Here is a 551-nt window from a genome sequence, read left to right as displayed (position 1 = left end):
CCCAGAGTCTCATTTACCAAGAGCGGGTTCACCCCGGGAGCGGTCACCAGCCTATGGGTCGTCAACGGGCCAAGTGTTCGAAGCAGATGGCTTAGATTAGCCGTATCAAGCAGTAGATTCACCTGTCCGTAGAAAAGGAGTGTTTCAGCAAGCAGACCAAGATCCATGAAATCTTGGTGGCTTGTCTCGCTTCGACGGAAAGTCGCGCTTTCGAACATTTAGGCTCCCGAATAGTCACACCCCAACCGCGGTTGATGTCTGGGCCTCGAACTGAGAGCTTTGCGCTCTGATCTGTATCTAATGGCGGTTCGCAGCCACGCAAGTCCAGGGAAAGAGGCATAAGACGCTTCAAATGGCAAAAGGGCACCTTTCAACAAAAAACCATCCAGACACACGGCTAACCTAAACACCCCGAACCTTATCCGTTACGAACTTGCAGAGTTCGCATTATTCTCGCTTTGCCGTTTGTCAGTCTCTGTCGGGTACGTGCTTCCGTCCGTGGTCAGCGCTGAGGCTGCCGACATTCTGCCTGTCCGAGCGGTTCCCAAGTG

The 551-nt window shown here is 53.2% G+C and carries 1 protein-coding gene; it reads right to left on the bottom strand.

Going from position 1 to position 551, the window contains the following annotated elements:
* Window positions 1-218 (bottom strand): hypothetical protein (locus ACR0EL_RS22690; protein ID WP_480502384.1); only part of this gene is annotated, 218 nt, incomplete at its 3' end.
* Window positions 219-551: the final 333 nt, after the last annotated feature.

The sequence above is a fragment of the Ruegeria sp. AH12 genome, from assembly GCF_056541465.1.
Note: the sequence above shows the minus strand (reverse complement) of the source record. Positions and strands in the feature narration are given on the sequence as shown.